This window comes from Anaerorhabdus sp., assembly GCF_036657415.1.
Taxonomy (GTDB): Bacteria; Bacillota_I; Bacilli_A; order Erysipelotrichales; family Erysipelotrichaceae; genus Anaerorhabdus.
In genome coordinates this window covers 1-3,250 of the sequence record NZ_JAVXGL010000136.1, presented here as the reverse complement: position 1 = coordinate 3,250, position 3,250 = coordinate 1, and the positions used below count along the sequence as shown (strand labels likewise).

The 3,250-nt window shown below is 34.2% G+C and carries 4 protein-coding genes; all 4 read right to left on the bottom strand.

Annotated features, from left to right (window positions below; translation table 11 throughout):
* Positions 1 to 137 precede the first annotated feature (137 nt).
* Positions 138 to 698, bottom strand: coding sequence for a 6-phospho-3-hexuloisomerase (gene hxlB, locus RSB60_RS11335; RefSeq protein ID WP_332616444.1), 561 nt, complete (start codon positions 696 to 698; stop codon positions 138 to 140).
* 9 nt (positions 699 to 707) lie between these two features.
* A complete protein-coding gene (hxlA, locus tag RSB60_RS11330; RefSeq protein WP_332616442.1) occupies positions 708 to 1,334 on the bottom strand; it encodes a 3-hexulose-6-phosphate synthase in 627 nt (208 codons plus the stop codon).
* 13 nt (positions 1,335 to 1,347) lie between these two features.
* Positions 1,348 to 2,103, bottom strand: a complete 756-nt coding sequence (locus RSB60_RS11325) for a DeoR/GlpR family DNA-binding transcription regulator (RefSeq protein ID WP_332616440.1) — start codon at positions 2,101 to 2,103, stop codon at positions 1,348 to 1,350.
* 362 nt (positions 2,104 to 2,465) lie between these two features.
* The gene (deoC, locus tag RSB60_RS11320; protein WP_332616438.1) at positions 2,466 to 3,197 is read right to left on the bottom strand and encodes a deoxyribose-phosphate aldolase; all 732 of its coding nucleotides are present in this window, start codon (positions 3,195 to 3,197) and stop codon (positions 2,466 to 2,468) included.
* Positions 3,198 to 3,250 lie beyond the last annotated feature (53 nt).

Genomic DNA, 3,250 nt, shown 5'->3' with positions numbered 1-3,250 from the left:
TACAAAGTATAAAACACTTAACATAATTTGATTCTTGTACTTTTTTGTATTCATACGTTCTCTCTTTCTACGTGAAAAAGTTATTCACCTTTATTGTTTGCTTTGTGAATAACATCTTCTATTGGTACTATCTAAAGCTATTCCATGTTGGCATGACGTCCAAACATGGTATCAGAAGTCATTTTTTTACGTTCCATTAGCATCATAATAAGAATATCCATAAACAATCCTTCTGATTGTTCAAAGAGTGAACCCATTGGTTGAATAGAAGCAATCTCTCCTTGTTTTGCACTTTTTGGAGAAGGTGCACTTATTTCAATCACGACATCTGCCAATTGTGCAATACTTGAGTTAGGATTGATGGTAATTAAAGCAATATATGCCCCTACCTCTTTTGCTTTATTCGCATGATTTACTAAAGATTTTGTTTCCCCACTTCCACTACAAATAACAAGTAATCCATTTTCTTTAATATTAGGTGTACACGTTTCTCCTACAACAAAGGAAGTAATTCCCATATGCATTAAACGCATTGCAAAACCTTTTACTTGAAAACCACTTCTTCCAGCTCCTGCACAATATACTTCTTGAACACTTTCTATAAGACCCACAAATTCTTCTGCTTTCAATGTATCTATACTACTCAGTGTATGTTCTAATTCACGTAGTACAATACTTCCATATTCTTTATTATTCATCATTTTATCCTAGTGCATATGCCCTTTCATTTCTTTGGCCATATTTGCGCGTTCGCTTGCATTACTGATTGCTCCACCAACAACAATCACCTCTGCACCTTCGCGCACAATATCATCTATAGTAGCAAGTTTTACACCACCAGCAACTGCTGATTTTGCATGTTTTACTAACGTATTAACAAGCTTTAATTCATCAAGAGGACCTTTTTGTGTGGATTGTACATCAAACGCTGTGTGTACACAAATTAAATCTACTCCCATAGCATCTAATTCTTTAGTTCTTGTTGCTAAATCCTTTACCGCAATCATATCAATCATAATCTTTCCACCATGCTTTTTCGCTGCTTTTAAAGCCCCTAACACCGTTTCATCATGACTAGCCCCAAGAACTGTTACAATATCAGCACCCGCTCTAAAAGCATAGTCTGCTTCTAGTTCACCTGCATCCATTATTTTTGTATCAGCCAATACTTCTAAATTAGGGTAGCGTTTTTTCAATTCCCTTACAGGGCGCATTCCTTCTTCTATTATAAAAGGCGTTCCCACCTCTATAACATCTACATAGTCCTTCGTTTCATCTAGTAAAGCCATGCTTTCTTCTAATGTAAGTGTATCTAATGCAATTTGTAATTTCATCTTCTTATTCTCCTTATACAATAATGACGTGCTTCACACGATTTAAAATCTTTTGATCTAACTCATCACTCTCGTTTGTGACAAAATAATCGTATTCCTCAAACTTTGCAAATTGATATGTTGATGTTTTTGAAAACTTAGAAGCATCGCAGATAAGAATCTTTCGTTCTGAATTCTTTATCACATGTTTTCTAATATCTGCTTCTTCTAATGAAAATGTCGTCGGACCATCCATCCCTTTAAATCCATCTGATCCCGTGATCATCGTATCAATATGGATAGAATCAATCACATCTGTAGCAAAGCAGCCAACCAAACATTTTCCACGTTTTTGAGCAACTCCTCCAGTACAAATTACATTCTGATTGCTTTCCAAGGCAATATTCGCAACTACAATTGAGTTCGTGATAATTGTTAATCGTTTCTTAATTGACAACAATTTAGCCAATTGAATCATGGTACTTCCAGCATCCATAAAAACCACACTGTTATCTTCAATTAAGTCCAATGCTCTTCGCGCTATACTTCGTTTAATATCAACGTTTTCTTGTAGTTTAACATTGACTGGCAATTGAAAATACTCATTCATCACACTAGCACCACCATGCGTTTTATTCACCATTCCAAGTTCATCTAAATAGTTTAAATCCTTACGGATGGTTTCCATAGAAACATGAAAAATACGCGCTAAATCTTTTACTTTCACTTCACATTCACTTAAGACCATTTTACTAATTTCATCTCTTCTAGCATTTGTAGTTTTTGACATAGGCATTTCCTTCCTATTACATGGTAAGCGATTTATTTTACAAATTCAACGCTTTTTCTTCAGTTTTCGCAAACATAAGCATAAAACCTTGCGTTTTATAGTTTTTTATCGCAATATCCCAAGTTTTATCTTGGTTATCTTCTTATATTATAATTAATTTAGTATCAAAATGAGGTCGTATACAGCAATGCCCTTTATGAAAAGATATTAGCAAGACGTTTTTACATCTTATCACGCAATCTATCTATGCGTTCAAAATCACAATCCTTGTTTTCTACTTTTATACTTAATAATTCTTTCATATAATTAATCCTTGTACACAAAAGGGCATCGTTTCCCTCACGATGCCCCACATATTTTACTTAATAAGTATCTGTACTTACGTTTTTATCTAACCCTAATACAACTGGTACTGATTTATAGCCAACTCCCATACGATCAATCCCCATATCAATTAAGGCTAAGAAATGTTCTCTTGTACGAATTGCTCCGCTACCTTTTACTTTACATTTCCCATCTACTTCATTCATCATTAACGCAATGGTTTCAATAGTTGCTCCATGTCCTTCAAATCCTGTTAAGAATCCTGTACTAGTCTTTACAAAATCTACTCCAGCTTCAACACAACATGCACAAGTCTTTTTAATTTGTTCTTCATTTAAGGCATCTGTTTCAAAAATCGCTTTTAATTCTTTCCCATATTTATGTGCAACATCTGCGCATGCTTTTAAATCTTTTGTGACTTCATCATACATCCCACTACGAATATGTCCAAAGTTCGCAACAATATCAACTTCTTTCACACTACCATAATGTGCAGCAATTTCAATTTGTGCTACTTTTGATTGTGTTGAACTTGTCCCAAATGGGAAGTCACATACAGGACAAAGTTGTGTAATACTACCTTTCACATAAGGTTCTAATAATGACAAATATCCAGGGTTAACACAAATTGTAGCGCAACCTAATTGCACTCCATCTTTTGTCAAATCGATAATTTCTTGTTGTGTAAATTCTGGTTTTAATACCGAGTAGTCAATATAACTAGCTAATTCTTGAATACTCATTTCACTTGCTTTTTTTGTTGGTTTCATAAGTAAGTTCTCCTTTTTCTTTTTCCTACTTACACTATAAATCGCAACCTAAT